The sequence below is a fragment of the Brucella sp. RRSP16 genome, from assembly GCF_052246815.1.
Lineage (GTDB): Bacteria > Pseudomonadota > Alphaproteobacteria > Rhizobiales > Rhizobiaceae > Brucella > Brucella intermedia.
Genome location: NZ_JBQQAM010000005.1, coordinates 107,608 through 134,211 on the forward strand (window position 1 = coordinate 107,608; position 26,604 = coordinate 134,211).

A 26,604-nucleotide genomic window follows, 5' to 3' on the forward strand; every position below is an offset into this window, starting at 1 on the left:
TCCCGGATGAGAAACCGCTTCGCACCTTTGCTGGAAATGCTCCAACGTCTGAACAGGATTACGACAATGTTTTCGATCCGTTTTAGAACCGTCAGCACGGCACAGTCCGTTTTCCGGGCCGTACTCCCTTTGGCCGTGCTTCTTGTGGCAAGTGCTGCGGAAGCAGCGCCGAAGCCGAAGGCCGACGATCCAGTCGCCATCAAGGCTGCGGCGGCATCGCCGCTGTCAGCCACGGCGCTTGAGGCGCTTTATTCCGGCAGAACATGGAAATGGAAGGATGGCGGCGGCTATTTCTCCGCCGACAGGCATCGCTTCACGGCCTGGTCGCAGAAGGGCAGGGCGTGGTCCTATGCCGAGGGGCGCTGGTATGTCACCGACAACGGCAAGCTTTGCCTGCAGGCCTATTGGGTCAACAAGATGAGTGGCGGCGGTGACACGACCTGCTTCCTCCATCGCGAGAAGAACGGCGTCATCTACCAGAAGCGTTCGCTGGGCGGCACATGGTACGTGTTCCGCAACAATCCGCAGCGCCCGACCGATGAGGCCGCCAAGCTCCTGCGGGGCGACCGCATAAGCAAGGGACTGGCGCGCATGAAAGCCGATGCGAGCTGATCGCGAGGCGAACATGCCGGCTCGCCGATCTGTATGGAGTTCCGGCGAGCCGGTGTGACTGGCGCGTTTCGCGCTTCACCCTAGTTGCGGTTGAAGCAGCGGGATTTCTGCCCGAAACCGCTCGGCGTGCACACAAGGGACGTACCGCTTGCATATTGCGAGGCGGAAACCTTCATGACTTTCGCCGATCCCGGCTTGTTGTAGCGAACCTGCCCGTTTGTCTCGACCTTGGCACGATAAACGGAAATCGTTTCGCTTTTCTGCTTGCGGGCATCCTTGGCTTCTGCAACCGCCGTCAGGCATAATGAAGCGGAAAGTCCAACCACTATAGCGGCAGCCCATTTCAAGCTTTCGCGGCGCACAGTATATGCAAATACATTGTTCATGCGATTGCCTCCGGTTGTTATTACCGTGCTTTCTATCGGATGCGTTTTAATATTCTGGCCGGATTTTCATGAAAATTTTCATCAAATGGGATGCAATGATCTTCCGTCACAGACCAATTCCGGTCAGTTCCGGGCGAAGCCGGAAAAGCAGGTCTTCGCTGTGCATCACGATACCGGCTGCCGCTTCCAACGGATAGCTGACAGATAATGTTCCGGCTTATTTTGATTTTATACGAGCAAATGCTAATATCACGCCATGGTCTTGGGATGCGGTCTGCGCGCCCTGGCCCCCGGTTTGGTTTTGGGAGTTGCCGTGACATCCCCGAGCGACAAGGCCACGAGTGATCTGAAGCCGGAATTTGTGGAGCGCCGCCAGTCAGCGCGAGTGCCGCTTGCGAGGCTTGGAGAAGAAGCCAGAAGCACCAATATTCTGGCCCCGCTGGTCTTCACCACCGAACAATTGGACCCCCCGGCGCAGTTTTCCGCATGGCAGCAGCATGTGGCTCCTCTCTATGATGTGCGCTTGCCGGAAGGCGTCAGTGCCCGGGACGGCTTTGCCGTCAGCCAGAAAGTCTGGGACCTGCGCGGAATGCTGCTGATCGAACAGGCAGCCCCTCCCTTCAGTTACGAGCGCACACCGGAAAAAGTTCGCTTCAGCCCCATAGATCACTGGCAGATCAGCTTCCTGCGCAGTGGCCGCTCGTGGACCTCGGTGGATGGCCGTGTGGCGGAAAACGAACCCGGCATGATCAACATCCGTTCGTTCGGCTACCCGTTTCGCGGTCGGGCGCTCGCGACCGAAGCCGTGCTGCTGATCATTCCGGTCGACCAGTTCGCGGGCCTCGGCGGCATGCCGGAAGCCTGCAACAATGCGACGCTCGGAGGCTATCGCGCCAAGCTCCTCATCGATTTCGTATCGACAATCCAGACCGGGCTGGACCGCATAGCAGCCGAAGACCTGCCGGAATTGCGCGACGCCTTGCGCCAGCTCGTGTTTGACACGATCGTTCCGCTGGTAAAGGAGAGCGATGCGAACGAGCACGGCGCTTCTTTGGGGCTGATGACCCGGGCCAGACGTTTTATCCAGAAAAACCTCATGTCCCGCGATCTCACGCCCGATGCGCTCAGCAGGGAGCTGGCGATCTCGCGCACGCATCTCTATCAGCTGTTCGAGGGCTCGGGCGGTGTGCTCAACTATATCCGCCAGAAGCGGTTGTTCGTGGCGCATGAAATGCTGGCCGATGGATCGGAAAACCGCAAAGTGTCGGATATTGCGCAATTGCTGGGCTTCGAGACCGCAGCCAATTTCACGCGGGCTTTCACGCAACATTTCGGCTACAGCCCCACCAATGTCCGCAAAGCCCTGCCGCGAAACGACGGCACCGGCGACAGCCAGCCCGATGCGAACCGCTCCGTTACATTCGCCCACCTGTTACGCACCCTGGCCATGTTCGACACATGACGGCGTAAACGCACGGGGCTTCCCCTCCGGCTATTCCTGATCGCTCTATCGAACAGGGATCGCATCGGGGGATGGGAGAGGAAGGTCCTGAAACCGGCTGCAACTGCGGCAGCGCCTGAACCGGATATTGCATATTATTATTATCGTTCAACGCCTGATCGGCAAGCTGAAATAGAGCCAATTTCTTACACTTGCTTTTGGGAAAGATTTTGCAGACGCTGTGGTCTTGCCTCCCATCGGGGAGGACACAAGGGAGGAAAGACATGCAGCATTACAGACTGAAATCGCTTTCCCTTGCCGCGGCCATTGCCGTTGCAGGTCATCTGCCTTCGGCTTATGCGGCATCGCCAGCCCCGGCCGAAGGCCAGAACGGCATGGTGGTCACGGCACAGCATCTCGCCTCGCAGGTCGGCATCGATGTGCTGAAGAACGGCGGTAATGCCGTCGATGCGGCAGTTGCGGTCGGCTATGCGCTGGCGGTCGTTTATCCGACGGCCGGCAATCTCGGCGGCGGCGGTTTCATGACGATCCGCTTCAAGGACGGCAAGAGCACATTCCTCGATTTTCGCGAGCGCGCGCCGCTCGCCGCGACCAAGACCATGTATCTGGACAAGGATGGCAAGCCGGTCGAGGGCGCCAGTACTGAAACCTATCTCGCCGTGGGTGTGCCGGGCACGGTCGCCGGCCTTGAGGAAGCGCGCGAAAAATACGGCACCCGCAAGCGCGAGGAACTGATCGAGCCTGCAGTGAAACTGGCGAAGGACGGCTTTGCGCTGGAATTGGGTGACATTCTTTCCTTCGCCGACGGCAATGAAAGACTCGCGAAAGACCCGGCTGCTGCAAAAATCTTCCTGAAGGACGGAAAGCCGCTCGGCCTTGGCGAGAAACTCGTTCAGCCGGACTTGGCGAAGTCGCTCTCGGCCATTTCGGAAAAGGGCCCGTCAGCCTTCTACAAGGGCGATATTGCCGATCTGATCGTCAAATCCAGCAAGGAAAATGGCGGCATTCTCGCCAAGGAGGATTTCGAGCAATACAAGGTCCGTGAACTGGAACCGGTCAAGTGCAGCTATCGCGGCTATGATATCGTGTCCTCGCCGCCGCCTTCCTCCGGCGGACTGATCATCTGCGAAATCCTCAACGTGCTGGAGGGCTATCCGATTTCCTATCTGGGCTATGGCTCGGCGGAAACCACGCGCTTGATGGTGGAAGCGATGCGCCACGCCTATGTGGATCGCAACACGGCGCTGGGCGATCCGGATTTCATCAAGAACCCGATCGAGAAGCTCACCAGCAAGGCTTATGCCGCTGAAATTCGCAGCCGTATCGATCCTTATCGCGCCGGTGTCAGCGAGGCGCTCAAGCCAGCCGAATTCAAGGAATCCAACGAGACCACGCATTATTCCATCGTGGACAAGGACGGCAATGCCGTCGCCGTGACCTACACGCTGAACGGTTCGTTCGGCACGGCCAAGGTGGCCGAAGGCACCGGCATTCTGCTCAACAACGAGATGGACGACTTTACCATCAAGCCGGGCGTGGCCAATCTCTATGGTCTCATACAGGGCGAAGCCAATGCCATCGAGCCGCGCAAGTCGCCGCTGTCCTCTATGAGCCCCACAATCGTGTCGAAGAATGGCAAGCCGTTCATGGTCATCGGCAGCCCCGGCGGTTCGCGCATCATCACGATCACGCTGGAGGCGATCATGAATGTCATCGACCATGGCATGGACATTCAGGAAGCTATCGATGCGCCCCGCATTCATCACCAGTGGCTGCCTGATCGGGTCTATATGGAAGCGAACGCGCTTTCGCCCGATACGATCCGGCTGCTGACCGGCATGGGCTATACGGTCGGCGAGGACCATAACTGGCCGGTCTGGGGCGAGGCGGCAGGCATTCTCGTCGGCGGCAAGAACATGGCGGCCATCGAAAAGGGCGGCGACAGCCGTTATTACGGCGCTATAGACAGCCGCGCCGTCGCTGGTGCCGCCATCGGCTATTAGAGCGGTTCCGTTTGCTGGAAATGCTCTAACCCGGACCGCTCCGGCGCCTGATCGTTGAAACGAGGAGACGAGACAATTCACGTCTCCTCAGCATCTGAACTATAGCGGATCAACCGGCGTTTTTGCCGTTGATCCACGCAGTCTTCAGAATCTCGATGACCATTTCGGAGGCCTTATTGAGCGAACCGACCGGCAGGAACTCGTAGATGGAGTGGAAGTTGTGCGCGCCGCAGAACAGGTTGGGGCAGGGCAATCCCTTTTCCGACAGCACAGCGCCGTCATAACCGCCACGCATCGGCAGCGGCGTCGGCTCCACGCCTATTGCCTTCATGGCGTCCAGCGCCAGCGCGACCGGATAACGATTTTCGCCTTGCAGGCTCTCGGCTGCGTTGCGGTAGACGGCCTTGTAGTCCACGTGAACCGTGCCCTCGCCATGGAGCTGGTTGAAGCTTGCGGCAAGGTTTTCAATGAAGACGCGGCGCGCCTCATATCCGTCCTTCGTGAAATCGCGGATATCGATGACAAGGGTTGTCTCGGCTACGGACCCCTGAATGCCCTTCGCCCAGTAATAGCCCTCGGTGCCTTCCGTATATTCGGGACGCTCGCCGCCCGGCATCATTGCGATGAATTGCTGGGCGTAGAGAATGGCATTGCGCAACTTGCCCTTGGCCGACATCGGATGCGCCGGCTGGCCCTTGAAGGTGAGACGGAACTCACCGGCATTCCAGTTCTCATAAACGATCTCGCCAACTGCACAGCAGTCGAGCGTATAGGCGAAATCGGCATTGAGGGAAGCGACGTCGAGGGCCTTGGCCCCAAGCAATCCGATTTCCTCATCGGGGACGAAAACGACCTTGACCGTACCGTGCTCGATTTCGGGATTGCCGGTCAGCACCTGCATGGCATGCATGATCTCGGCGATGGCGGATTTGTTGTCGGCCCCCAGCAGGCTGGTGCCGTCCGTCACGATGATCCTGTCACCCACATAGCGTTCGAGTTCAGGAAACTCGGCCAGCCGCATGGTAGCGCCGGTGGCCTGGTTGAGCACGATATCGCCGCCCTTATAATCGACGACATGAGCGCGGGTGTCGGTCGTATATTCGCTCGAGGTATCGAGATGGGCGACCCAGGCAATTGTCGGAAACCGCTGGTCGCCGTTCGGGACATTGGCAGGCAAGGTGCCGACGACGATCGAGTGGTCACGCTCTTCAACCTCCATGCCCATGGCGCGCATTTCGCTGGCGAGCAGCTTTGCGAGATCGGTTTGTCCAGCGCTCGACGGGAGTTTCCCCGCATTGGGCACGGCGGTCGTGTTGATGCGGGTATAGGCTAGAAAGCGGTCTACGATATCCATGTCATTCTCTCGAATATTGGTCAGATGCGGCCCCGGATTCAGCCGGGGCCCAAAGAAGATAGCGGGCGTTCAAAGCGCGCTTCGATCTGGTTGAATCCGATCGGCGCTCTGAACCTGTCTTTCCGGAGCATGATCCTGATCGATCCCGTTCACTCCGGTCGGATCATGCTCCATGCCCGCCAACCGGAGTTGATCGCCAGTCATCCGGCTGGCGGGGACGAGCCTTATTCCTCGATGTCGACGTCTTCAAAGAGATAGCCGCCAAAGGGATCGATGCGGAAATCCCGGACCTTCTTGCTGATCGGCTGCTCGACGATCTGATGGGCGATCGTCAGCCACGGCGCCTGTTCCTTGAACACGACCTGCGCCTGTTCGTAGAGCCTGGTGCGCTCGGCCTGATCGGTCGTCAGCTTGGCCGCCTGAATGAGCTTCTCGAAATCCTGATCGCACCAGTTGGCGCGATTGGCGCTGCCGATGGCCTTGCAGCTCAGAAGTGCGGCGAGGAAGTTGTCGGGATCGGCAATGCCGCCGGTCCAGCCAAGCATGACGGCGCCATCGCGGTCCTTGTCCAGCGAACGCTTGAGATATTCGCCCCAGTCATAGGTGACGATTTCCGCCGTTACGCCCACCTTGGCGAAATCGGACTGGATGAGTTCGGCAGCGCGGCGCGCATTGGGCATATAGGGCCGCTGCACCGGCATGGCCCAGATTTTCATCTTGAGGTCCTTGACGCCTGCCTCATCGAGCATCTTGCGCGACTGTTCGGGATCGTAAGCGTCGTCCTTGACGTTCTTGTTGTAGCCCCAGACGCTTGGCGGCAGCGGATTGACCGAAGGGACGGCCGAGCCCAGATAGACCGCATCGATGATCGCGGCCTTGTTGACCGCCATGTTCAGCGCCTTGCGGACACGCACATCGTCAAACGGCTTCTGCTGGGTGTTGTAGGCGAGGAAGGAGAGATTCAGCCCTTCCTTGTGCAGCATTTCGACTGCCGGGTCCTTCTTCATCTCCGCAATGTCGGCCGGGTTCGGCGCGGCAATGACATGGCATTCGCCGGACTTCAGCTTCTGGTAGCGCACAGCCGCATCCGGCGTGATCGCGAAGATCAGATTGTCGATCTTCTGCTTGCCCGCCCAATAATCGGGATTGGCCTGATAGCGGATGGCGCTATCCTTCTGATAGGCGACGAACTGATAGGGACCGGTTCCGACCGGCTGCTGGCTGAACTCGGAGATACGGCCTTCCGCGACGAGCTTGTCGGCATATTCCTTGGACTGGATGACGGCAAATGTCAGCGAAAGCGTGGAGATGAACGTCGCTTCCGGATGCGCCAGCACGAACTTGACGGTGTGATCGTCGATCTTTTCGATCTTTTCGATCAGGGAAGGAAAGGAGTAGGCCCCGAACTGCGGCCACGTGCCCTGATTATAATAGGGGTTGTCCTTGTTTCCCTGGCGGTCGAATGTGAAGATCACGTCATCTGCATTGAATTCGCGCGTCGGGGTGAAAAAGCTTGTGGTGTGAAACTTCACGCCCTTGCGCAGGTGAAACGTGTATTCCTTGCCATCGGCGGAAACGTCCCAGCTTTCCGCAAGGCCGGGTTCCAGCTCGGTCGAGCCGCGTTTGATCTTGATGAGCCCGTTGGACACATTGCGCGCCGAGGCATCATAGACGGCGCCGGATGTCGTCTGCGCCGCGTCGAACATTTCGGGAGATGCCTCGGAGCAATAGATCAGTGTCTTGGCGAAGACCTGTCCAACTGCCGTGCTGTTGAGCGCAGCCGCGACCAGCGCGGCTGAAAATAGTTTTCCATATGTGTTCATGAGGCTGCATTCCCTTGCTGACGACGCGACCGACCTTCGGTGGTGTGTTGTTCAGTATCGACTTTTCCAGATGATTCTAAACAGCGGTGCGATTTTTATATGAGCGCGCAAAGCTGCGTGAAGCAAGCCGGTCTTTGGAGTTCCGGCCGCAAATTCGCAATTGCCGGGCTTGCGGGACGGCATTTGCCAGCGGTGGGAAACTCCAATAGTTTTGCACCTGCTGATCGAATGATAAACGTAGCCGATGCGATATTCTGCTTGGGCAGGCCGATACCGGGATGCAATTCATGAACTTCAACAACAGAAGCACCCGGGGAAATTTCCGCTCTGCCCTATTGCCGTTTTTCGTGTGGCTGCTGATCAATCTCGTGGCGATGGGCGGCCTTGTGATCTACCAGCGCGCCGCACTTTTGTCCGAGCTTCAGGCCGCCAGTTTCACGTTGCACCGCGAGGCCTCGCAGCGCGCAGGCCAGCACGATGCCCATCTGACTGCGCTTTCCACGATAGCCCAGTCCAAGGCGCGAACCGCCGATGTTTCGCAGAACGATGTCTTTCTCGAAGTGGCGGGGACGATCACCCGGTTCTATCCGCGCATCGACGAAATTCAACTGGTGCCGATGGACCCGGCCCTGCCCGTGGCCGGCACCAGAGCGCTGGAACCGGAGTTGGCCGACACCATACGGGCGGCCGTCCGTTCCTATCGCGGCCTTCCGGAATTGCTGGCGCCATCCGCGCGGCCCGGCCACTACATGATGGTAAAACGCAGCCCCAATACCGACAATCCGCATGACGGTCTCACATTGTCGATCGATGCGGGGAGCCTCATCGGTTCCGACGATGCGTTCTGGAGCGGCAAAGGTGTCGCGCGACGCATCCTCATGCCCGATGGCACGGTTCTTTTCAGCCATCCGGCCTCCTTTGGCGATGTGGATTTCTCCAAGAAGCTCGGCAGTGCCTCGCAGCCGCTGCTTTTCCAGACAGCGCTTGCCATGAGCTGGGGCGACCTGCTGCCGTTTGACCAACTGATACCGCTTCTCATCCTCACCAACCTGTTGTTCTTCGGCGGATTGTTCATCGTTCGCCAGACGCAACGCACCCGCCATGCGGAACGCCGCGCGGAGCTGAGCGGCTTCGAGGCGCGGCTCGCCCATGCCTCGCGGGTCAATACGATGGGCGAAATGGCAAGCGGCATGGCGCATGAGCTGACGCAACCCCTGACCGCCCTTCTTGCCGGCGCGCAGGCAGGGCGCCGCCTGTTGAGCCGCAACAATACGGCGGCTCTCGCCGGAGCGCTGGACGATATGGTGGAACAGGCACGCCGGGCATCCGCCATTCTGGACCGTCTGCGCAACTGGTCTCGTCCGCAACGCCGGCAGACGACGCATGCCGATCTGCGCCTGTCGCTTCAAAACGTGCAGACCCTGCTCGCCTCGGAAGCCGCCCGCCGGGGCGTCAAGGTCGAGCTTGGGATGCCGGAGACACCGGTGATGGCAGCGGTCGATCCGGTGGAAATGGAACAGGTCATGTTCAATCTTCTCCGCAATGCGATCGAATCCTTTCATGAGGATGATCGGGACCGGCGCGTCAACGCGTCCCTGAAAGCCGATGGAGCGGTGGCGGTTTTGGAAATTGCGGATAATGGTCCGGGCGTCGCGCCGGACCTGTTGCCCCGCCTTTTTACCCCGTTTACCACGAGCCGTCCTGAAGGGACCGGCCTCGGTCTGGCCCTCAGCCAGCGGCTGGTGGAGCGTTTTGGCGGAGAGATTTCCTATATCCCACGGGAGCGCGGCGCGCTGTTTCGCGTTGTGCTGCCAATCGCCGAAGAGACAGGAAGTTAAGAGAATGGTTCAGCCGGTCTATCTTGTCGATGACGATGAAGCAGTGCGAAAGTCGCTCAGCCTGCTTTTGTCGACCATAGACATGGAGGTCAGGAGTTTTGCCGATCCGTCTGCATTTCTGGCGCAGCTGCCCCGGTTGAAGCCGGGCTGCATGATCTTCGATATCCGCATGCCGGTCATGACCGGCCTGAAACTCCAGGAACTTCTGGCCGGACAGGAAATCGACTGGCCGGTGATCATCATTTCGGGCCATGGCGACATCGAAGCCTGCCGCCGCGCGTTTCGAAACGGCGCGGTGGACTATCTTTCCAAGCCCGTCGATGAGCAGGATCTGATCGATGCAATCCAGAAAGCGCAGCAATTGCTGGATCAGCGGCTCGGGAGCAAGGCGCTGAGGGCCGAAACACTGGCGCTGCTGGACACACTGACGGCGCGCGAGCGTGAAGTGCTTGGCCGTATCGCGCAGGGGTTCACGACCCGGCAGATTGCCGATGGGCTTGAACTGTCGCCACGCACGATCGACAGCCATCGCGCCGCCATCGGGTCGAAACTGGGCACGACCTCGCAGGCGGAAATGACGCGCTTGTGGCTGGAAGGGCAGTCCACTCCGTAGAACTACCGAGAAGTTTGTAAGAGCTACGGATTTCGCCGCACGCCGACGGAAACTAAATGTTCCTCATCACAACCGAGGAACGACCATGATCCGTAAACTTGCAATTGTCGCCCTGTCAATGGCTCCCGCTACCGCTTTCGCCCAGACCCTCCCCAGCACGCCTTACCTGCCGCTCGATCTGGCAACCAAGGTCGCACAGGCTGCGCTGGATGCCTGCGTCGCCAAGGGCAGCAATGTGAGCGTCGCGGTCGTGGCGCGCGACGGGGCAACCAAGGTTCTGCTCAAGGCCGATCTTTCCGGTCCGCATACTGGCAACAGTGCCGAAGGAAAGGCATTTACGGCAGCCGCTCTGGGCCGCGACTCGGGCGAGCTTGCGGAGTTCATCGCTTCGAAGCCAGCCAATAACGGCATGCGCGACATGGATTCGCGCTTCGTTATCCAGGCGGGCGGCCTGCCGATCAAGATCGGCGACGCGCTGGTCGGCGGCATCGGAGTCGGCGGCGCACCGTCCGGCGCGGTTGACGCGGAATGTGCTCTGGCCGGTCTTCAGGCTATCGAAGCCAAGTAAAATGACAGGCAGGGCCGGACATTGTCCGGTCCTGCCTTTATGTGCCCACGGGCAACTCCCCGACGCCCGCGCCCTGATCGCCGCAATCCCTGCAAAAGCCGTGCCGCTCAAGGAATATGGCTTGCATCGGGGCGCAGGGGCTGATTTTCTGCTCGCCAAAGCCGACGCATCGACGGCTTCGTGGCCGGCGGAACACCGCATCTGCGGATTTTCTGATACGCTTGTATCGCAGACGAAAATCGGCACCGTGACCTGCGGTGGGCGGTCCATCCTGCGCGAACCGGCCCGAAACGTCGCATGCTCGGGATAATGCGGAGGGGACGGAATGGCCGCGAGCCCGGAAAAGCGACTGACGACATTCGGCATGGTTATTCTGCGTGAAGCGGTCGGCGTCTACTGGACGCTGATCAAGATCATGCTGCCGGTGATGGTGCTGACACAACTGGCTATCGAAATGGGGTTGATCAAGGCCATCTCGCCCGCCTTCGCCCCGGTCATGCAGTTCGTCGGCCTGCCGCCGGAGGCAGGGTTCGTCTGGGCGATGAACCTTCTGGTCGGCATCTGGAGCGGGGCCGTGGTGATGTTCGCCGTCCTGCCGGTCGACACACTGACCACAGCCCAAGTGACAATCCTCGGTTCGCTTTTCCTCTTTGCCCATGCTCTTCCCATCGAACAGCGTATTGTTCAGAAGGCGGGTCCGCGCCTGATCGTCTCGACGCTGATCCGGCTTGGCGGCGGGCTTTTCTTCGCCTGGGGAATTAACCTGATTTCCAGCCGCACCGGATGGCTCGCGGAACCCGCTGCGCCAAACTGGGTGCCGGGCCATTACGATGCAAGCTGGACCAGTTTCGTGGCGGATACGGCCTCCACGCTGGTCTGGATATTCATTGTCCTGCTCGGTCTGGTCGCGGTGCTGAGAACAATGGACGCCCTCGATGTAACGCGCTTCCTCAACCTGCTTCTTTCGCCCCTCCTGCGCCTGCTCGGCATAGCGAAGGACGCCGCTCCGCTAACGGTGGTCGGGTTGGTGTTGGGACTGTCCTATGGCGGGGGCCTCATCATTCGTGAAGCGCAGCGCGGCCATATCCAGCCTCGCGACGTCTTTCTGGCGTCGAGCTTCATGGGGCTCTGCCACAGCCTGATCGAAGATACGCTGATCGTCGTGGCTCTCGGTGCGGATATCTACGTGGTCCTGTTTGGCCGCCTGATTTTCTCGGTTCTGCTGGTTGCAGTTCTCGCAAGGCTTCTGCGCGGAACGGGCGACGCCTTCTTCTTCCGCTTTCTTTACCGCGACAGGATGCATGGCAAATCGCGGCTGCAATACGGGACGGCCGCAGAGGGCCCACTGGATTCGTAGGTGGAGATTTCGGAAGCTTCAGATATGACAGCGCGCTTCAGTTCGCACAAAAAAATCCCCCACGCGAGGGCGTAGGGGTAGGGGATCCACAGATTAATGGGTGGATGCAACCGAGGGGAAGCGCTTCCATGAAAACAAATAATCAAAATAGTATTCTGAGGCTGAACGGAGTCCTAATCTGTTCGTGCTATCAATATGGATAGAAAGCACCTTTCTCACCTGCAAATCAATCGCAACAATTAGAGGGGGAAAAGTTGGGACCCTTAATTCGGAGCTGGAAGCCGTCGGGCAAAAGAAACCCCGGTGCTGTTGCTGCGCCGGGGCTGTGCGCGGCAAGGGCCACTCTACCACCGGCTTTGCACACAAGAAGTGTAGGAAAAGGCTGGAAGGTGGGAAATCCCATGGTTGCGGGAGGGCATTCTGGATCGCATCTGGCTCGGAACAGGCAGAGTTTCCGTGACCTGAGCGCATCTGAAAAGTGTGAAACGCTTTTCAGAACAGGTTGCGGGGAAGAATCCCGGACAATCGATATTTGGAGAGGCCGTCAATGTTCCATGGCGGGTCGCAGGAACAATGCCTCGGCTATTGTTGAAAGATCCTTGTGGCGAGCGCTCAGCACGAAACCGGCGAAGCGCTGGCTGTCCAGTCTGGGATTTTCGGGCAGGGCGAATATGAAGGGTATGGCACCCCGTTCCAGTTGGTCGATGAGCGGGAGCACCGCGTCCGGTTCCAGCGCGACATCCATCACAACGGCGTCTACCGCGCCGCTTTCCAGATAATTCAGCGCCTGGTTGGCAGTACTGACCGGACCAAGCACGATGGCTCCGGCATTTGTCAGTCTGGCTGCCGCTTCTTCCGATAGCAGGAACCCGTCTTCAAAAACCAGAATGCGTTTTCCCGAGAACAGACGCATAATATCATCATTAGACTTATTCATTACAAACAGTTGGCCATGTCTGGGACCAAATGACAAGATGCCTCGTGCTGAATTCACATCGCGGGCCAAAACACGATAGCGCGGGATAATACGCCTGAAAAACACTATCTAGGCTCCCTCCATGATATCGTGCAGTTTGTGTCGAGCGCGGTGCAGGCGGCTCTTCACCGTGCCGATCGAGCAATCACAAAGCTCTGCGGTACGCTCATAGCTTTTGCCTTCCAACACCACCATCGCCAATACCCGACGATATTTATGAGGCAGGGTCGCCATCGCGGTCTGCACATCATGCGCTTCAAGGGTCAGTTCCTGCGAGGCTTCCACCGAGACTATCGGGGAAACGCACTCGACTGCGCCTGGTGCTTCGCGTTTCTGAATCCGAATCCGGGTGCAGAATGTGTTGCGCATGATCGTAAAAAGCCACGATTTCAGCGGCGAATATGGCGTGTACTTTTCCCGGTTGGCCAGGGCTTTCATCAGGGTTTCCTGAACGAGATCTTCAGCGTCTTCCTTCTGGCTGTAAAATGTGCGGGAAAAAGCGCGAAGCGCCGGTATCATCTCGACGAGATGTTCCGGCTCCAGCATGTAGTCGGGATCGGGGGTGAACGACATCGCAGTGGCCTTTCCGAACCAATGTCCGGTTAGAGGATGGGGCGGCACAAGGCCGCCCCTTTAATTTACGAATTCTTATGGCTCTGCTGGCCTGCCTTCACATGCTGTTCGTGGCTTCCGCCACGCGAAGATGACTGCTGCTTGTCGCCGCCGCCTCCGCTGCTTGCTTGCTTGCCATCGTTCTTGTGGCTCTGCTGGCCGGCTTTCACGTGTTGTTCGTGTGTGCCACCTTGCGTGTGATTCTGTGCCATTCTCTTTCCTTTCAGTGGTTCCAGACCAATGATTTTGGGAGTGGAGTTTGTCGCGCGTGACATAAGCCTAACCTTGAGGCCCGGAGGATGTTCCAAGAAAAAGCCTGTAACAAACTTCACGTTTCGGACGCGCGCCCGAACTCCGCAACCTGGCCAAGTTCCTTCAGGAACATCGCCCGTTCGCGGTCGTAGCCGCTCCTGCCGCGCAGCCGCAGCAGATAGGAGGGGTGGATGGTCACAAAGACGTGGCGGTTTTCGTGCTGCAGGCGACGGCCGCGCACGGCGGCTATCTTCACAGGCTTATCAAAAACGGCGCGGGCGGCCACGGCTCCCAGCGCAACGATGATATGCGGCGACACGTGTTCGATTTCCTGCTCAAGCCACCACCGGCAGGCTTCTATGTGGCTGGTCGACGGGCGCTGGTGGAGGCGTCTCTTGCCGCGCTGGATGTGGCGAAAATGTTTGACGGCGTTGGTGATGTAGCACCGTTCGCGCTCAATGCCGACTTCGGCGAGACAGGCGTCGAAGACCAGGCCCGCAGGACCGATCAGCGGGCGCCCTTCGAAATCCTCCTTGTCGCCGGGTTGTTCGGCGACAAAGAAAATTCCGGCCCCGACAGGGCCTTCCCCGAAAACGGTCTGTGTCGCATCCTTGTAGAGCTCGCAACGCCGACAAGTCTGCGCTTCCGCGCAGACTTGCTCAAGGGTAGGCTGGCGATGTGAAATTGCCGGGGCGGAGCTTGTCATTGCCGCCCCGTGGCGGAAGGCGGCGGCTGCGATTCCGTGGATGCAGGCGGTGTGCTGTTGTCATCCATGAAACCGCGCCCCGGACGCATTTGTCCGTAAAGTTCCACCGCGCCCCAGACAATCATCGCCAGTATCAGGCTGGAAACGAGGATTGTGAGGATACGCCCTCCATTCAAACCTTGACGGGCCTTGCGCGGATCTACCTCTTTCATTGGCCGATCCACCTAGCCCCAGCGCTGACGTTCGCGTTCGATCTCGTCTGCCGTGTAGGGCGCAGCCGACGCATTGAAGCTCTCCCATCCTTCCTCCAGATAAGCGTCGCGGCGCTGGCCGATATTGACACGTCCCCAGTCTTCCAGAATGGCTTCGACCTTCTCGCGCTCGCTTTCGTCGCAGCGGACCGCGACCAACGCGCTGCCCCGGCGAATGGCTTCGCTATAGGCCTGCGCCTCTTCCTCGGGTACGCCGGTATCAACGAGGGCGCCAACGATACCCCCTGCGACGCCGCCGGCTGTCGCGCCGCCAACAAGCCCGACCAGCGTGGCGGTCAGCCACCCACCTGCCACGACGGGGCCAACGCCGGGAATGGACAGAAGGCCAAGCCCCGTCAGCAGTCCGGCACCGCCGCCTGCGACCGCGCCGAGACCGGCCCCGGTTTCGACGCCCGTCACGGTGCTCCCGTCCCCTTCCACGGCATCACCTGCATATCGACCATCGGTATTATTCGAAATCAGGCTGATATTGTCCGAAGAAATCCCCGCTTCCTCAAGGGAACGAACGGCGTCCATTGCTTCGTCATAATTGTCGAACAGACCTGTGATATAAGCCATTTTCATCTCCTTTAATTCGGTTGCCGGTTACAGCCGGATCACTGCGTGGTGATGTTTCCCTGGAAATCGAAAAGAACCTTCACGGGCTGCCCGTTACGCGCAGCATCGGCGCGCCAGACGCCATCCTCGCCAAGCTGAAGGTGCATGATGTTGGTATAGCCTCCTTCGGTCAGGCGTTCCTTCACCTGATCTTCGGTAAAGCTGTTCTGCCCCGGCACGGGCGCCTTGGGGTTTTTCTCTCCGGGTGTCGTCACCGCAGGTGTTTGCGGGTCACTGGAGGGGGCGGCGGTTTGGGCAAAAGCTGCCGGCGTGACCAGCAGGAAAACCGCGCTTGCGCAATATCGAATAGACTGTTTCATCGTAGGCTCCCTTGTTTCTGGGGACTGTCCCAACCAACGAGCCGATCGAATGTTCCCTTGGAATTTCAACGGGCACCGAGAACCATTTCCCTGATCCAGCGGGTCAGGAGCTGGTTGTAGGTCTTTTGATGGCGCTCTTCCGTGAGGGCATGGTCTGCGCCGTCCAGCATGCGAACGGTCAGCGAACGGGCATTGATGAAGGCGGTTTGATAGCTCGCCACTGTCGGATGCGGAACGATGACGTCATGCTCGGACTCGACCAGAAGCACATCGCCGCGAAATTCCCGCGCCTGCCGCAAGGCGCGGTTGTCGTCATAACTGACCAGTGCCGAGCGATAGGATTGCAGGTCCCTGCGATCGAGCCTTGCCTTGGGAACCTGCCAGAGCTCGTCACGATAAAGGGCGGGGGCTCTGAGCGCCAGCCAGCGGACGGGGCGAAATTCTGTCAGCAATGTCGCGAGATATCCGCCATAGCTGCTGCCTATGACGACAATAGAGTCGTCCTCGACCATCTTGAGGCTGGCCAGGCTGTCATAGGCGGCGATTGCGTCGTCGAGGTTTTCGCCGCGCGTCACGGTCTTGTTGCCGGAGAGCAAATCCCCGTGGCCGCGCATATCGAAGGTGAGGCAAACGCAGCCGAGCGAGGATATTGCATTCGCCCTTTCGATGTCGCGTTCCTGGCTCCCGGCCCAGCCATGAAGAAAAAGGACGCCGGGAATGGTGGTGTCTGGAGAGATTACTGTCGCGGCCAGTTCATACTGGTCGACACGGACGGCGGTATCGTTACGGATCATGATAGATTTTCTCGATTCTCGCATACTTATGCAGGGGCTGACCGAAATCGTCCTCACCGGAATAGACGATGAAATCATCATCCCGGAATGCCGGTGCTTCATCGCGGCTCTCGTGCAGAACGGCCTGCACGGCGGTCACGGTTTCATCCTGCATCAGTTTTTCCATTGCCAGCAGTTCAGCGGGGGAAGCGCCTCCCACGCGCCACGACTGTTCAAGCACTCCACAGCGCACGCCGTTTTCGGTTATCGGCCCGACAAGCACGTCATAGTTCCTGCGGGATGCGACAAGTCCAAGATGCTCGCGGGCCGCTTCATCGTAGCGCCGGGCATTCTCCACGACCTTGCGTGCAGTTGGCGATTGCAGAAGGTGAAGAAGCGCATCCCAGTCGCCGCGCACCACGCGCAACCGGCTGCCGGCATAAAATTCCTTACCGGCCTTGTCGCGGGAACTATACTGACGGCCCAGATAGGTTCCGACATGGTTTTCAAGCTGGATCTGCCCGACGGAATAGGTCGTGGAATTGTCCACATCCTCTTCGAGAACCAGTCCGTTTGCGATATCGACCTCTGAAACCTCGGCAAGAAAACTGTCGAGCGAGCGGACGGTGTCGATGACGCTCTGGTCCTCGCCGCCGGACGCATAGGGATTCTTGAACCGTATTTTGTGGTTTTTCAGCAAGGCACTCGCGGCTTCCAGAGCGTGACGGTGCGAGAACACCGAGAAGCCCGGCAGAACGCAATCCTGCAAACATGCCGCGAACTGTCCCGTCCATCCCTCGGGCAGGTCGTCGTAGTCGTGCCAATGTGGATGGGTAACGAGCTTTGTCGCCATGAAACCGCGATGAACGATGCCGCCATAGAAGCGATCCACAGTCATGTCGGGGTTCCCGTCCTGCCGGGCGAGAGCGAAGGTCGGGACGAAAAACATTTCGCCGTCTTCGTCGAAGTCTTGCCCAGTGGGAAGTAGCTGTCGGCCTGTGAGGGCCGAAAGACGGGTAGCCAGCGCTTGCGCGCTGGCTACGGTGTGGCGGCTGTCCGACGCCCGGCAGACGACGCGAATTTTCCGCATGGGGTCTTCCCGCAAAAGGACGCTTTCCATGCCGTCACCTCGCTGTCGATCCCGGGCTAGCGGTTGCGTACAGGCTGCGATCAGGCCGCTTCCGCACGGAGATTGGCGGAAGTTTCAGCAAGCTTGGTCAGGTCCTTGTCGGTCTGGCCTTCTTCCTGCAGGGTTTGATCGAGGATATTCGCCACGTCCTTGTATCCAAGAGTTTCAGCCCAGCGCTTCAATGTGCCGTACCGGGTGATTTCATAATGTTCCACGGCCTGGGCAGCGGAGATCAAACCCGCGTCGAGCGCAGGGCTGTTCGAAAATTCCTCCATGATCTCCTCGCCCTCGGCGATGATGCCTTCAATGGCGTCACAGGTCTTGCCCTGCGCACGCTTGCCGAGAATCTCGAAGCACTGCTGCAGACGTTCCACATGTCCTTCGGTCTGTTCCCGGTGTTTTTCGAACGCGCTCTTCAGCTTCTCATCATTGGCCGCGCGGGACATTTTCGGAAGCGTTTTCAGAATCTTGCGCTCCGCGTAATAAATGTCCTTGAGGGTATCGTAGAAAAGATCTTCGAGATTGCGTTGCTTGGTGCTGGCCATTTCAGGCTCCTCCTATGGTTCCGAAACTGTCATTGTCGTGCGGCTGAAAATCCCGACGACGGCACACCTAACTCCCCAGCGATCGTTTTGTTTCGCCCGTTGGACAAAAATCAAAATGTCAGGGCTGCGTGGGAGAGCGGGCCGGTTGGGTTGGGCTCTCCGGCGAGACGTCCCCCTTGTCGGAAGTGATGAACAGGCTGCCCAACCCCAGCAGCGCCACGGCGAACATCACGACGGCAAGCCATTTCAAAGTGGTCATCGTTACGTCCCGTCAGGATTTCGACTTGTGCTCGGGCTTGCCCTTCTGCTTGGTGGAGGCCATCTTCTCGAGCTCTTTTTCGCTCATGGATTTGGCCATTTCCTTGGACGCTCCACGCAGTTCGCTTTTTGCCTTGTCTCCGCGCTTTGTGGCCAAAGCCGCGCCGGCAGCCTGTTGCTGCGCTTTGGATTTTGCAGGCATCTTCACCTCCTGTGATGGTCAGTTCTGTTCGGTTCCACGGCTTTCCCGCCGCAGTTCACGCGCGCTGGGGTTGGCCAGATCATTCGGGCGCTCGCCGTTGGGGCTGTCGAAATCGAAATCCGTTTGCGGGTCGTCCGGCTGCGGCTGGCGCGGGTTGCCCGGCGCGTTCGACTGCTCATGCGTCGGTCGCGCCTGATGATCGCGTGGATCGTGCTCGGACGGTTCGCCCGCCCCGACGCGATCCTTGTCGAAGCAAGGAAAGCGGATGCTTGCGGCATCGTAGAACATGACGGTTCCTCCAGTTGGGTGCCATGGGGTGCCCATGGGTGTCATGACGGCTGAACGTGCTTCCGAACCGGCTTGCGAGCAGTTTGTTCCATCGAGGCACCGAAACCGGTCGATGTCGCGGACAGGTAAGTCGATGTCGCGGACAGGTAAAAGGAACATGGGCAGCCTTCCGCAGTTATCGAAACTCGCAATAGAGGAGTTTTGATATGGCCCAGACAAGGAAATGGTCAGGCGAAGTAACAGAACACAGCGACGCGCTCGATCTGGAGCCGCATGTGTTCGAACAGGACGATCCGAAGAAAATTGCAGCTTCCCTGAAGCGCTCAGCGGACAAGAGCCATAAGCGCAAGGCGGAGCCGTTCCGCTCGGCAATGTCCATGCTGACTTTCTACATCAACCGCGCGGGCAAGAATCTACCGGAAAAACGCAGGCATGTGCTGGAAGCAGCCAAGGGCGAACTGCGCAAGGCCTACGGCAAGCCGGACCACGCTTGACGCCCGCTGAAGGGAGAAATCGCATGAAAACTCATATCGAAGAAAGGGACGCGGCATCGAGGTTCGTCCTGTCCGCAGACCCTGAGCTGCCTTCCGATCCACCGGAAATACCCGAAAAGGAGCCGGAAGGCATTCCCGTCGAGCCGCCTGAAACCATTCCGCAACCGGACAAGGGACCGTTCAGCCCCGACGAACCGGAACAGATACCGCCGCTTCCCATGCCCGAACATCCTTCGCCCGGTCCGGCAAGTCCGGATCAGCCGACAATGCAGCAAGCATCGGGGTGAATGGAGCGACGGTCGTCATCCGTCGTCGTCATTTCGTCCCGCATGCTTCGGCTCACTCAGCGCATCGGAAAGGTTCTTGCGGTCGGGATCGGACAGGTTGTGCCCGGCGGCGTCGCGCTTTTTTGCCGGGTCATCAACGGCGGGTTCATAGCCGCGCGGCCTGTTTTCCGGCGGGCCTTCCCATTTCGGCTTCTGGTCCGTGGTGCCGGCTTTCGGGTCGTGTTTCATTGCAGCCTCCATTTGTTGAAACTCATCCCCAACCGAGCAAACGCCTGATTGTTTCGTTGAACGACGCGAACGCTGCGTGAAGGCAAGGCGGCACGATTGTCGAGATAAAGTTCCGGAACAATTGGCCCGCCTCATGGTTGGAACCCGGAGGTCCAAAGCGATGAACACAGTTTCAGAAAACAAAAGCACTGGCGCCCGCACGCGAGGCGCGATCCAACGGGGCGAGACCGGCGACAAGGTTCCCGGTTTCGATCCTGCGGCAGCTCCTATGGAAACGGACGCCGAGGCAGGCGGCAGTTCCCAGCCTGCTGGCAAGCCCCAGCCGCAGCCCGCGAAGGCTGATGACAGCAACGCTTCCAGCCATGCATCCGGCCTGCGGGCGTGGTCGTCCGAAGGAAACGCGCAAACCGCAAGAGGAAAAGCCCCACTGAGGGAAGGCCCTGCCTATCTCGTCTGGTGGTTCATCATCGCGATGGTCGTCATCGGTTATTTCATAATCTCATGGGTGTGGCGATGAATATGCAATCGAAACCTGAGCAAGACAAAAGAGCCGAGCCTTCGCGAACGCTCGGATACTTTCCGCGCTTCGCCCTGGTCATATTGGCGGTTCTGCTGCTTCTGTTCCTTGGGTGGAGCCTGACCGGCGGCGGATCGGTATCGCAGCAGCAGGGCATAGAGACGCCCCCCCCGACGGATACCGGCGACCAGCCGGACAAGAACCCGCCGGTCGAAAACCAGCGGCCGCAGACGGGCACGGGAGGCGACCAGCCGACCAATCCGCCAGAAGGACAGAAATGAAGGGCGGAAACGGAGATCAGAAAAGAGGTCGATTATGAACAAGCAACCAACCACCCCGCTTACGGATGATGAAGACGTAAAGTTTCTTGCCGAGAACTCGGATGTTTCACCGCTTCAGGCGCGCCAGCTGATCGAACGTTTCGGCAGGGACAGGGAAAAGCTGCTTGAAGAAGCGAAGAAGTTTAAAGCGGAAGGATAGGACAATGGCTGAGATCACACGCGATCACGACAAGATCCGCCGGTGGGCGGAAGACCGCAACGGACACCCGGCAATGGTGGATACTGGCAAAGAAGGCGGCATATTACGCATTGATTTCGCGGAGAAGGACGAAGACCTGGAAGAGATAAACTGGGACGATTTCTTTGCGATATTCGACGACCGAAATCTTGCCTTCCTCTACGAAGATGCGGGCAGCAGCCGCTTCAACAAGTTTGTGGATGCAGACAAGAATGCTTGAAAGCACCCGGAGCGTATAGCGGAACCCGGCAGATCAGGAAGAGGCTTCCGAGTCCGGCACGATGTTCAGGTTAGCAGCGGCGGTGTCTCTGCGTGGCGGTCCTGATATCGCTTGTGGGCAAGTCGCGACGCCAGTTCGGCAATGTAGTTCAGGTCCCTCAGGCCGTTCTGGTAAAGCATTATGATGGCGGTAGAAAGATCTGTCGCAGCATATTCCCTGTCGCTTTCTTCAAGAATAATCGCGGCATGGGAAAAGCAACTGCCCATGAAGGTCACTTCTTCCGGCTTATAGATACGGCTCGCTTCGTTGAAGAGCGGCATACGATCCTCCTTCGGGACACATCAACAATACGCTTCTTAACTATTTAAGATAGGCATGATTGATCACTTCATATTTCGGTGCTGCCATGGGCTCACGGCAGGCGGCCGCTTCCTTGTTCGGGATGGCGCTCAAGGTTTTGGCGGTTGAGGCAATCGAAAACCCGCTGCGCCTCCTCTTCGTTCAAGGCGATCTGCAACCGCCCCTCGAACGTGATGGGGTTGCCCTTGAAGGCATCGATCACCGACCAGGTGCCATCGCCATTCTTTTGAAGTTTGTACCCGTTTTCTACCATCGTCGTCTCCCGTCGCCGCCAGTCTCCGGCAAACTCGATGGGCCCGAATTCAACGGGTACCCATGGTCGATCTGCTCGAGGCCGCCCGGCTCCAGATGAAGCCGAGCCACCATTGATGCAAATGCCGGAGAAAAGAAGTTAACGAAGCAATGGTTCGGTTGGTTCCGTCGAACGCTGGACAGCATGCGGTCCGCCAGATGCAGCGCCGCGATATTCCAAGTTTCGGCGACAGGGGGGTAGGGCGTCAATCCGGTAGCGAATTGACGCCCGTGGGAGTGTTTACAGATGATCGCGCGGAATGGTCTGGTTCCATTCGCGGGTCGTCACCGCGTCACCATTTTCCTTTGCCGTAAGCACGCCGGAAATATAGAAATTCGCGGCGTCCGAATGCATTTTGGTGGTGCTTTCGATATCGATCATCCAGCCTTCGCGGCCCATCTGATAAGCCTGTGTCAGCACGTAGGATGCGGACAGCGGGTCGTTGTCATTGATGCGCAGTTCACGCTTGAGGCTGTGGCTCAACTGCGTACCGATATCGTCAAAGCGCAGAATTCCCTCACCGAAAAGACCGCCGATGCCCTCCGTCACATAAAGCGTTTCGCCGGTGACGTGATCCTGCTCGGTCCAGCGGCGCACGCTGCCCGGATCAAGCTGGGTGATCGGCGTCGCAGGTCCATGAGCGGGTTTCTGGAAGGAAATCTTTGCATCGTCGGCGGAAGCCGGACGTAGCGGCAGATCGAGGACCGACGCTGCGGTATCGAGTGTCAGTGTCACACGTTTTGGCGATGGCCAGACCATCGGCCAATAGCCGGTGGCAACCGAAAGACGGATGCGATGTCCTTTCTTGAAGCTGTAGCCGCTGTCGTTGAGCTTGATCGCGATTTCATAGGTCTTGCCCGGCACCAGCATTTCCGGCTTGTCGTGGCCATTGATGTGATTGATGTTGAAGACCTGATAGCTGACACGGGTGATACGGCCATCGGGCAGAATATCGCTCAAACGCAGCGAAACCTGCGCAACCGGCTGATCAACAGTAAACTTCAGACGCGCAACCGGTGCACCAAGAATTTCGAGATCTTCGATAAGAACAGCAGTGTCGAAGTTGAGCGAGCCGCCATCGTCGAGGCGTTGGTCGGTCGGGTGCTCGCCAGGACAGCCCGTAGCCATCCATTCGCCACCTGCCTTGCCATGACTGTTCGGCGAAGAGATCGAAAGCACACCGTGAACGGCATCGGCCTTGCCGAGCGTGAAGTCTGCGCCAAGAGCAAAAGGCTTCGGCGTGATTTCGGTCGATGGCCAGTTTTTTTCGCCAACCCAGCGACCATTGGTGAAGTCGCGCGAGCCGGTCGGTTCGATGGTGTCGCAGATATAGGCACGGAGCTTCGGCTCATCCATGATGCCGGTCTCTTCGCCCTTGAGCCACTGGTCCCACCAGCGCACTGCTTCCTGCAGAAAGCCGATAGCCGGCCCTGGCAAGCCGCCCTGCGGGTAGACATGACCCCAAGGACCGATAATGCCACGCGCTGGAACCTGAAGGTTTTCGAGCAGGCGGGGAACAGCATTGGTATAGCTGTCGGCCCATGCGCCGATGGCCAGAACCGGGCACTGGATCGCAGACCAGTCTTCGCAGACAGAGCCATGCTTCCAGTATTCGTCGAAATGCTGGTGTTCGAGCCACAGCGCCGGGAAGAACGGCAGGCGTTCCAGACGTTCGATCCAGGCATCGCGCCAGCCAGCGCCCACAATCGCCGGATCGAGCGGACGCGACTGATAGGCGAGCATGATCGTGCCCCACCACAGATTATCGTTGAGCAGCAGGCCACCCATGTAATGAATGTCGTCGCGGAAACGGTCGTCGGTCGAATAGGCGGTAATGATCGCCTTCAGTGCCGGTGGACGGCAGGCGGCGACCTGAAGGCCGTTGAAGCCGCCCCAGCTTTTTCCCATCATGCCGACATTGCCGCTGCACCAGGGCTGGGCCGCAATCCAGGCAATGACTTCCAGCGCATCATTTTGTTCCTGCTGGATATATTCGTCCGCCATATGACCATCGGATTCGCCCGTACCGCGCATATCGACGCGGATTGCCGCATAGCCGTTCTGCGCGAAATAGCCGTGCATCGGCTCATCGCGGCCACGCGTACCGTCACGCTTGCGATACGGAATATATTCGAGCACGGCAGGAACGGGATTTTCCTCGGCGCCTTCAGGCAGCCACAGGCGCGCGCCAAGACGGGTGCCATCCTTGAGGGTGATCCACAGATGCTCGGTGACGTTTACGGTCATGATGGGTTCCACTTGTTCAATGAGAGTTTCGATGCGGCATTGGCGCCGCATCGACAGGTCGACTGGTGCTAGACGGCGGCGCGAGCCTTGAGGATGTCGTCCAGCCAGTCACGGCGCAGCTCCGGAACGGATGTGATGAGCTGCTCCGTATAGGGCTCGTAAGGCGGTTCGAAGATAGCCTTCGTGGTGCCGGTTTCGACCACCTTGCCCTTCTGCATCACCATGGTGCGGTCGGCGAGCCGACGGACGACGCCAAGGTCGTGGGTGATGAAGAGATAGGACACGTGCAATTCGTCCTGCAACTTGCGCAGAAGCTTCAGGATTTCCTCCGCGACCAGCGGGTCGAGCGCCGAAGTGACTTCATCGCAGATGATAAGATCCGGCTTTGCCGCCAGCGCCCGGGCGATGCACACGCGCTGTTTTTGCCCACCCGAAAGCGCGCCGGGCAGGCGGCTTGCAAAATCGGCAGGCAGACCGATGAGTTCGAGCAGGCGCCTGACCTCGATCTCACGCTGATCCTCATTCATGCCGAAATAAAACTTCATCGGACGTCCAATGATTTCGCCAACAGTCTGGCGCGGGTTCAGCGCCACGTCCGGAAGCTGATAGACGAGCTGGATGCGGCGCAGTTCTTCACGGCTGCGCTTTTTGTAACTTGCTTCCAGACGTTGTCCGGCGAGCGAAATGATGCCGCTCGAATGGGGTGGCAGGCCCGCAATAATCCGCGCGAGCGTGGATTTGCCCGACCCGGATTCACCAACAATGGCAAGCGTTTCGCCGCGACGGACATAACAATCTACATCGGTCAGAACGAGCTTCTTGCCATAATAGGCAGTCGCGTTCTTCACTTCGAGCAGGATTTCGCCCGTCTTGTGCTCGGCCTGCTCGCCCGAAATGCTGGCTTCGCGTTCGGACACCAGACGCTGCGTGTAGTCCTGCTTTGGCGCTTTCAGGATTTCTTCCGCAGAACCAAGCTCAACCATTTTGCCATGACGCAGAACCATGATGCGGTCGGCGATCTGGGCCACCACTGCAAGATCGTGCGTGATGTAAAGTGCAGCGGTGTTGTAACGCTGGATCAGGCTGCGCAGGAGTGCGAGCACTTCGATCTGGGTTGTCACGTCCAGCGCTGTAGTAGGCTCGTCCAGAACCAGAATATCGGGGCGGCAGGACATAGCCATGGCCACCATGGCGCGCTGCAGCTGCCCCCCGGAGACCTGATGCGGATAGCGGTCGCCGAAATTATCCGGGTCGGGAAGTTGCAGCGCGTGCAGCAGTTCCAGCATCCAGCTCCTGGCTTCCCCTTTGGTCATGAGCCCATGATAGAGCGGACCTTCCATGATCTGGTCGCCGATGCGATGCGCGGGATTGAACGACGCTGCCGCGCTCTGCGCCACGTAGGCGATGCGTGCGCCGCGTACCTTTTCACGCGTTTCGCGGGTGCCATCCATCAGCGAAACATCGTCGACGACGATGGTGCCTTCAGCGATCCTGCAACCGCCGCGACCATAACCCATTGCAGCGAGCCCGATGGTGGACTTGCCCGCACCGGACTCGCCAATCAGGCCCAGCACTTCGCCACGCTTCAGCGTAACGTCCACATGGTCGACAAGCGTTGCGCCAGTGGGTGCTTTGACGACAAGGTCGGAGATTGAAAGAACGATATCCTTGTTCATCGGTCCGCTCCCTGCGTGGTTGTGCGTCCGGCCAGAAGCCAGTCAACGACCAGGTTGACGCCAACCGTGAGGATGGCGATTGCAGCCGCCGGGAAAAGCGGTGCGTAAAGCCCGTAGAGAATAGCCTGCTGGTTATCCTTCACCATGCCGCCCCAATCCGCGAATGGCGGCTGGATGCCAAGGCCAAGGAACGACAGGCCGGCAACGAACAGGAAGGTGAAACAGAAACGCAGACCGAATTCCGCAATCAGCGGCGGCAGCGTGTTGGGCAGGATTTCCCGCCAGATCAGCCAGCCAAGACCTTCGCCACGAAGGCGTGCGGTTTCGGCATATTCCAGCACATTGACGCCCTGCGCCACGATGCGCGCCAGACGGAACACGCGGGTAGAATCGAGCAATGCGATGGTGATGATCAGAACCGGCAGTGACGAGCCGAGCGCCTGCAGGATGACGAGCGCCGAAATGAGCACCGGAATGCACATGACGGAATCGACAATGCGCGACAGGATCGTATCGACCCAGCCGCCGAAAATGGCGGCAAGAAAGCCGAGCGGCACGCCGACGCTGAACGACAGGAGCGATGCGGCAAGCGAAACGCCAATGGACATCTGCGCACCAAAGAGCAGGCGCGAGAGCATATCACGGCCATTCTGATCGAGACCGAACCAGAACTGTGCCGATGGCGGATCAAACGGTGCGCCGACGATTTCTTCCTGACCATAGGGCGCGATCAGCGGGCCAAACAGGAACATCAGCAGGCAGATGGAGACGATGGCGAGACCGACCCATGCCGTCAAGGGAATAGATTTCTTCATAGT

The 26,604-nt window shown here is 58.9% G+C and carries 36 protein-coding genes; 14 read left to right on the forward strand and 22 right to left on the reverse strand.

Going from position 1 to position 26,604, the window contains the following annotated elements; translation table 11 throughout:
• Window positions 1-66 precede the first annotated feature (66 nt).
• On the forward strand, window positions 67-612 hold the full coding sequence (locus tag ACS5UA_RS09690; protein ID WP_021588267.1) for a DUF995 domain-containing protein: 546 nt from the start codon (window positions 67-69) through the stop codon (window positions 610-612).
• An 80-nt stretch (window positions 613-692) separates the two neighbouring features.
• On the opposite strand, the gene ACS5UA_RS09695 is transcribed toward ACS5UA_RS09690, so the two are convergent.
• Complete coding sequence (locus ACS5UA_RS09695; RefSeq protein WP_021588266.1) at window positions 693-998, reverse strand: hypothetical protein; 306 nt, start codon at window positions 996-998, stop codon at window positions 693-695.
• Between the two features lie 313 nt (window positions 999-1,311).
• On the opposite strand from ACS5UA_RS09695, the gene ACS5UA_RS09700 reads away from it, so the two are divergent.
• Window positions 1,312-2,460 carry a helix-turn-helix domain-containing protein gene (locus ACS5UA_RS09700; RefSeq protein ID WP_031347337.1) on the forward strand — a complete coding sequence of 383 codons (1,149 nt, stop codon included), beginning with the start codon at window positions 1,312-1,314 and terminating at the stop codon, window positions 2,458-2,460.
• 263 nt (window positions 2,461-2,723) lie between these two features.
• Window positions 2,724-4,463, forward strand: a complete 1,740-nt coding sequence (gene ggt, locus ACS5UA_RS09705; RefSeq protein WP_021588264.1) for a gamma-glutamyltransferase — start codon at window positions 2,724-2,726, stop codon at window positions 4,461-4,463.
• Window positions 4,464-4,572: 109 nt separating this feature from the next.
• On the opposite strand, the gene pepT is transcribed toward ggt, so the two are convergent.
• Both pepT and ACS5UA_RS09715 read right to left on the reverse strand, forming a co-directional pair.
• Window positions 4,573-5,817, reverse strand: a complete 1,245-nt coding sequence (gene pepT / locus ACS5UA_RS09710; protein WP_021588263.1) for a peptidase T — start codon at window positions 5,815-5,817, stop codon at window positions 4,573-4,575.
• A 224-nt stretch (window positions 5,818-6,041) separates the two neighbouring features.
• Window positions 6,042-7,640 (reverse strand): ABC transporter substrate-binding protein, encoded by a 1,599-nt coding sequence (locus ACS5UA_RS09715; RefSeq protein ID WP_021588262.1) that lies wholly within the window; start codon window positions 7,638-7,640, stop codon window positions 6,042-6,044.
• A gap of 287 nt (window positions 7,641-7,927) precedes the next feature.
• On the opposite strand from ACS5UA_RS09715, the gene ACS5UA_RS09720 reads away from it, so the two are divergent.
• From ACS5UA_RS09720 to ACS5UA_RS09740, 5 genes are all read left to right on the forward strand, one after another.
• Window positions 7,928-9,478 (forward strand): sensor histidine kinase, encoded by a 1,551-nt coding sequence (locus ACS5UA_RS09720; protein ID WP_112701820.1) that lies wholly within the window; start codon window positions 7,928-7,930, stop codon window positions 9,476-9,478.
• A gap of 4 nt (window positions 9,479-9,482) precedes the next feature.
• Window positions 9,483-10,091, forward strand: coding sequence for a response regulator transcription factor (locus ACS5UA_RS09725; protein WP_112701775.1), 609 nt, complete (start codon window positions 9,483-9,485; stop codon window positions 10,089-10,091).
• 85 nt (window positions 10,092-10,176) lie between these two features.
• Window positions 10,177-10,659 carry a GlcG/HbpS family heme-binding protein gene (locus tag ACS5UA_RS09730; protein ID WP_021585391.1) on the forward strand — a complete coding sequence of 161 codons (483 nt, stop codon included), beginning with the start codon at window positions 10,177-10,179 and terminating at the stop codon, window positions 10,657-10,659.
• A 1-nt stretch (window position 10,660) separates the two neighbouring features.
• Complete coding sequence (locus ACS5UA_RS09735; RefSeq protein WP_156368248.1) at window positions 10,661-10,969, forward strand: hypothetical protein; 309 nt, start codon at window positions 10,661-10,663, stop codon at window positions 10,967-10,969.
• A 15-nt stretch (window positions 10,970-10,984) separates the two neighbouring features.
• Complete coding sequence (locus ACS5UA_RS09740; protein ID WP_021585389.1) at window positions 10,985-12,016, forward strand: hypothetical protein; 1,032 nt, start codon at window positions 10,985-10,987, stop codon at window positions 12,014-12,016.
• Between the two features lie 544 nt (window positions 12,017-12,560).
• On the opposite strand, the gene ACS5UA_RS09745 is transcribed toward ACS5UA_RS09740, so the two are convergent.
• From ACS5UA_RS09745 to ACS5UA_RS09805, 13 genes are all read right to left on the reverse strand, one after another.
• Window positions 12,561-12,929: a transcriptional regulator gene (locus ACS5UA_RS09745; protein WP_112701776.1), complete on the reverse strand. Its 369-nt coding sequence runs from the start codon at window positions 12,927-12,929 to the stop codon at window positions 12,561-12,563.
• Between the two features lie 132 nt (window positions 12,930-13,061).
• The gene (locus tag ACS5UA_RS09750; protein ID WP_006470797.1) at window positions 13,062-13,565 is read right to left on the reverse strand and encodes a sigma-70 family RNA polymerase sigma factor; all 504 of its coding nucleotides are present in this window, start codon (window positions 13,563-13,565) and stop codon (window positions 13,062-13,064) included.
• A gap of 65 nt (window positions 13,566-13,630) precedes the next feature.
• Window positions 13,631-13,816: a hypothetical protein gene (locus ACS5UA_RS09755; RefSeq protein WP_006469543.1), complete on the reverse strand. Its 186-nt coding sequence runs from the start codon at window positions 13,814-13,816 to the stop codon at window positions 13,631-13,633.
• Window positions 13,817-13,932: 116 nt separating this feature from the next.
• Window positions 13,933-14,562: a UdgX family uracil-DNA binding protein gene (locus tag ACS5UA_RS09760; RefSeq protein ID WP_021585387.1), complete on the reverse strand. Its 630-nt coding sequence runs from the start codon at window positions 14,560-14,562 to the stop codon at window positions 13,933-13,935.
• Window positions 14,559-14,774 (reverse strand): hypothetical protein, encoded by a 216-nt coding sequence (locus tag ACS5UA_RS09765; protein ID WP_025091830.1) that lies wholly within the window; start codon window positions 14,772-14,774, stop codon window positions 14,559-14,561. The genes ACS5UA_RS09760 and ACS5UA_RS09765 overlap by 4 nt, the downstream gene beginning before the upstream one ends.
• 12 nt (window positions 14,775-14,786) lie before the next feature.
• Window positions 14,787-15,392, reverse strand: a complete 606-nt coding sequence (locus tag ACS5UA_RS09770) for a membrane protein (protein ID WP_021585385.1) — start codon at window positions 15,390-15,392, stop codon at window positions 14,787-14,789.
• A gap of 38 nt (window positions 15,393-15,430) precedes the next feature.
• The gene (locus tag ACS5UA_RS09775; protein WP_021585384.1) at window positions 15,431-15,751 is read right to left on the reverse strand and encodes a hypothetical protein; all 321 of its coding nucleotides are present in this window, start codon (window positions 15,749-15,751) and stop codon (window positions 15,431-15,433) included.
• Between the two features lie 65 nt (window positions 15,752-15,816).
• Window positions 15,817-16,545 carry an alpha/beta hydrolase family protein gene (locus ACS5UA_RS09780; protein ID WP_021585383.1) on the reverse strand — a complete coding sequence of 243 codons (729 nt, stop codon included), beginning with the start codon at window positions 16,543-16,545 and terminating at the stop codon, window positions 15,817-15,819.
• Complete coding sequence (locus tag ACS5UA_RS09785; protein ID WP_021585382.1) at window positions 16,535-17,614, reverse strand: DUF3182 family protein; 1,080 nt, start codon at window positions 17,612-17,614, stop codon at window positions 16,535-16,537. Before ACS5UA_RS09785 ends, ACS5UA_RS09780 begins: the two co-directional genes overlap by 11 nt.
• Window positions 17,615-17,694: 80 nt before the next feature.
• Entirely contained in the window at window positions 17,695-18,198 is a 504-nt protein-coding gene (locus ACS5UA_RS09790; RefSeq protein ID WP_021585381.1) for a YciE/YciF ferroxidase family protein, read from the reverse strand.
• A gap of 118 nt (window positions 18,199-18,316) precedes the next feature.
• Complete coding sequence (locus tag ACS5UA_RS09795) at window positions 18,317-18,457, reverse strand: hypothetical protein (protein WP_006469537.1); 141 nt, start codon at window positions 18,455-18,457, stop codon at window positions 18,317-18,319.
• A gap of 12 nt (window positions 18,458-18,469) precedes the next feature.
• The gene (locus ACS5UA_RS09800; protein WP_021585380.1) at window positions 18,470-18,658 is read right to left on the reverse strand and encodes a DUF3008 family protein; all 189 of its coding nucleotides are present in this window, start codon (window positions 18,656-18,658) and stop codon (window positions 18,470-18,472) included.
• 18 nt (window positions 18,659-18,676) lie between these two features.
• Window positions 18,677-19,105 (reverse strand): hypothetical protein, encoded by a 429-nt coding sequence (locus tag ACS5UA_RS09805; protein WP_241084262.1) that lies wholly within the window; start codon window positions 19,103-19,105, stop codon window positions 18,677-18,679.
• Window positions 19,106-19,152: 47 nt separating this feature from the next.
• On the opposite strand from ACS5UA_RS09805, the gene ACS5UA_RS09810 reads away from it, so the two are divergent.
• Together ACS5UA_RS09810 and ACS5UA_RS09815 are read left to right on the forward strand one after the other, a co-directional pair.
• The gene (locus ACS5UA_RS09810; protein WP_006471825.1) at window positions 19,153-19,440 is read left to right on the forward strand and encodes a DUF3175 domain-containing protein; all 288 of its coding nucleotides are present in this window, start codon (window positions 19,153-19,155) and stop codon (window positions 19,438-19,440) included.
• Window positions 19,441-19,463: 23 nt separating this feature from the next.
• On the forward strand, window positions 19,464-19,727 hold the full coding sequence (locus ACS5UA_RS09815) for a hypothetical protein (RefSeq protein ID WP_021585378.1): 264 nt from the start codon (window positions 19,464-19,466) through the stop codon (window positions 19,725-19,727).
• Window positions 19,728-19,742: 15 nt separating this feature from the next.
• On the opposite strand, the gene ACS5UA_RS09820 is transcribed toward ACS5UA_RS09815, so the two are convergent.
• Window positions 19,743-19,955: a hypothetical protein gene (locus ACS5UA_RS09820; protein WP_025091822.1), complete on the reverse strand. Its 213-nt coding sequence runs from the start codon at window positions 19,953-19,955 to the stop codon at window positions 19,743-19,745.
• 160 nt (window positions 19,956-20,115) lie between these two features.
• On the opposite strand from ACS5UA_RS09820, the gene ACS5UA_RS09825 reads away from it, so the two are divergent.
• The 4 genes from ACS5UA_RS09825 to ACS5UA_RS09840 are packed head-to-tail and all read left to right on the forward strand — an operon-like array spanning window position 20,116 to window position 21,211.
• On the forward strand, window positions 20,116-20,472 hold the full coding sequence (locus ACS5UA_RS09825; RefSeq protein WP_021585377.1) for a hypothetical protein: 357 nt from the start codon (window positions 20,116-20,118) through the stop codon (window positions 20,470-20,472).
• A 2-nt stretch (window positions 20,473-20,474) separates the two neighbouring features.
• On the forward strand, window positions 20,475-20,753 hold the full coding sequence (locus ACS5UA_RS09830) for a hypothetical protein (RefSeq protein WP_241084263.1): 279 nt from the start codon (window positions 20,475-20,477) through the stop codon (window positions 20,751-20,753).
• A 34-nt stretch (window positions 20,754-20,787) separates the two neighbouring features.
• On the forward strand, window positions 20,788-20,952 hold the full coding sequence (locus ACS5UA_RS09835; RefSeq protein ID WP_006469529.1) for a hypothetical protein: 165 nt from the start codon (window positions 20,788-20,790) through the stop codon (window positions 20,950-20,952).
• 4 nt (window positions 20,953-20,956) lie between these two features.
• Window positions 20,957-21,211, forward strand: coding sequence for a hypothetical protein (locus ACS5UA_RS09840; RefSeq protein ID WP_021585375.1), 255 nt, complete (start codon window positions 20,957-20,959; stop codon window positions 21,209-21,211).
• A gap of 65 nt (window positions 21,212-21,276) precedes the next feature.
• On the opposite strand, the gene ACS5UA_RS09845 is transcribed toward ACS5UA_RS09840, so the two are convergent.
• From ACS5UA_RS09845 to ACS5UA_RS09865, 5 genes are all read right to left on the reverse strand, one after another.
• Complete coding sequence (locus ACS5UA_RS09845; protein ID WP_112701778.1) at window positions 21,277-21,531, reverse strand: hypothetical protein; 255 nt, start codon at window positions 21,529-21,531, stop codon at window positions 21,277-21,279.
• Window positions 21,532-21,623: 92 nt separating this feature from the next.
• Window positions 21,624-21,824, reverse strand: coding sequence for a hypothetical protein (locus tag ACS5UA_RS09850; RefSeq protein WP_006471830.1), 201 nt, complete (start codon window positions 21,822-21,824; stop codon window positions 21,624-21,626).
• A gap of 279 nt (window positions 21,825-22,103) precedes the next feature.
• On the reverse strand, window positions 22,104-24,110 hold the full coding sequence (locus ACS5UA_RS09855) for a CocE/NonD family hydrolase (RefSeq protein ID WP_162718834.1): 2,007 nt from the start codon (window positions 24,108-24,110) through the stop codon (window positions 22,104-22,106).
• 68 nt (window positions 24,111-24,178) lie between these two features.
• On the reverse strand, window positions 24,179-25,786 hold the full coding sequence (locus ACS5UA_RS09860) for an ABC transporter ATP-binding protein (RefSeq protein ID WP_021585372.1): 1,608 nt from the start codon (window positions 25,784-25,786) through the stop codon (window positions 24,179-24,181).
• The gene (locus ACS5UA_RS09865) at window positions 25,783-26,601 is read right to left on the reverse strand and encodes an ABC transporter permease (protein WP_420703417.1); all 819 of its coding nucleotides are present in this window, start codon (window positions 26,599-26,601) and stop codon (window positions 25,783-25,785) included. The genes ACS5UA_RS09860 and ACS5UA_RS09865 overlap by 4 nt, the downstream gene beginning before the upstream one ends.
• Window positions 26,602-26,604 lie beyond the last annotated feature (3 nt).